This window comes from Frankia sp. AiPs1, from assembly GCF_023716945.1.
GTDB lineage: Bacteria > Actinomycetota > Actinomycetes > Frankiales > Frankiaceae > Frankia.
This window is the reverse complement of sequence record NZ_JAMQQF010000857.1, coordinates 1-1,758: the sequence shown is the minus strand read 5'-3', so window position 1 is coordinate 1,758 and position 1,758 is coordinate 1. Positions and strand designations below refer to the sequence as shown.

Genomic DNA, 1,758 nt, shown 5'->3' with positions numbered 1-1,758 from the left:
GCGCGGGCGGCGCGGGCTGCGTGGTCGCCGGCACCGAGGTCGCCTGCACTGAGGTCGCCGGCACCGAGGTCGGGCCGCCGGAACCCGGCGGATCGCCCGCCGGGGAGTGGGCACTCGACGAGCCGTCGCCGGTGGATGTGCCGCCGGACCCGCCGCCGTTGGTTGCGCCGTTCGTCGTGGCCGCGCTGCCAGGGCCCGGGTCACCCGCGGCGGAGCCACCGGTCGAACCCACGCCGGTGGCGACGCCCCCGGAAGCACCGGAACCCGGCGAATCGGCCGAATGCGGCGCGCTGGCCGAATCCGTCGCGGCGACCGAATCCTGCGCGCCGGCGGAATGCGGCGACGCGTCGCTACCCGTCGCTGCGACGTTCACCCCGGCCAGCCGGGGTGGCCCGGCCAGGCCACCGGCCACCCCCGCTCCCGCGCAAAGGAGCAGAACGCTGAGAAAGACGGTCGGCACGACACCGCGCCGCGACCGCCTTATGAGCCGGTCAGCCGATCGATGGCCAGACACCAGTGCGCCCCCCCGGGTGCGACCGGCAACACGCTGAGGCCGGCCCGTCCCCACGACCCGCGAAAACACGTGATGCACGTTTGGCGGAAGTCCCACATACGACGATCGTTAGAATAACAGCCGACCGGCCGCACATCCCGGTCGCGGGGGGAAGTAGTGACAATCGCAATGCCGACCGCACGGCCGGCTCGGGAAAGAATTCTTAGCACTGTTTGCCTGGCGGCGTGCCTCGGTTGGCTCATGTTGTCCCCGATACCCGCCGCCCGTGCGGCCCCGGGGGGTGGCGTGGAGCTGACGGTGACCGTCGACGGCCAGCCGCTCGGCCGGGGCGACCTCGTCCTCGACGCCGGCGCGGTAGCCCGAGTGGTGGTCGGCGTGCAGAACCTGAGCCGGTCGAACGTCAACGTCGACTCGGTGCGGCTGAGCGGCACCGTGCTGGGCCTGACCTTCTTCGACTACGACACCCGCGTCCACACGACGGTGCCGGCCCGTGGCTCGGCGAACTGGACGGTCGATCTCGACATCCGGGACCTGGACGGGCGGGCCACCGGGCTGATGCCGGTCGAGGTGGCACTGCGCGACACCGATCTGCACACCGTGGCGAAGGCGACCGGAACCGCGAGCGTGCACGGCTCACTGCTGTCCATCTACGGCCTGTTCGGGCTCGGCCTGCTGGTCCTGATGGGGCTGCTGTGGGCGGTCGCGCTGCTGCCGCTCGGCCGGCACGCCGCGCCGGCCACCTGGTGGCTGCGGGGACTACGGTTCCTGCCGGCCGGCTGCGCGGTCGGGCTGTTCGGCGTCTTCGCCCTCTCCGCGACCCGCCTGCTGTCGCCCACCACCGCCGTCGACGTCTCGCTGACCGTCATCGCGGCCGCCACCTGCTTCGCGGTCGGCGCCCTGCTGCCACGGTTGACCGCCGCCCGCTCCCACTGACCGCCACCCGTCCCACCGGCCAGCAACCGTCCCACCGGCCAGCAGCCGTCCCACCGGTCAGCAGCCGTCCCACCGACTACCGAGGCGTGTCGCTGATTGACGGCACTACAACCCAGCGCCACCATTCAACTTCATAGGGTAATCGCGCGGTGGAGAACGCCAGGTCCTCCGTCGGGCGAACTGGGGAGGCAAGCCGCGTGCCGAACGACCGCAGGACATTCATCCGCCTGGCCGCGCTGGCCGGGGCCACCGCTCCACTCGCACTCGGCGCGGTCACCCCCGTCGCGGCCGCGGCCCCGACGGGCGACGCC

General features: G+C 72.8%; 1 protein-coding gene and 1 pseudogene. One reads left to right on the top strand and one right to left on the bottom strand.

What is annotated here, in order from left to right:
- Nucleotides 1-460, bottom strand: a pseudogene (locus ND748_RS31325) (hypothetical protein); the annotation flags it as partial.
- Between the two features lie 351 nt (nt 461-811).
- On the opposite strand from ND748_RS31325, the gene ND748_RS31320 reads away from it, so the two are divergent.
- Complete coding sequence (locus tag ND748_RS31320) at nt 812-1,447, top strand: hypothetical protein (RefSeq protein ID WP_251749908.1); 636 nt, start codon at nt 812-814, stop codon at nt 1,445-1,447.
- The last annotated feature ends 311 nt before the right edge of the window (nt 1,448-1,758 follow it).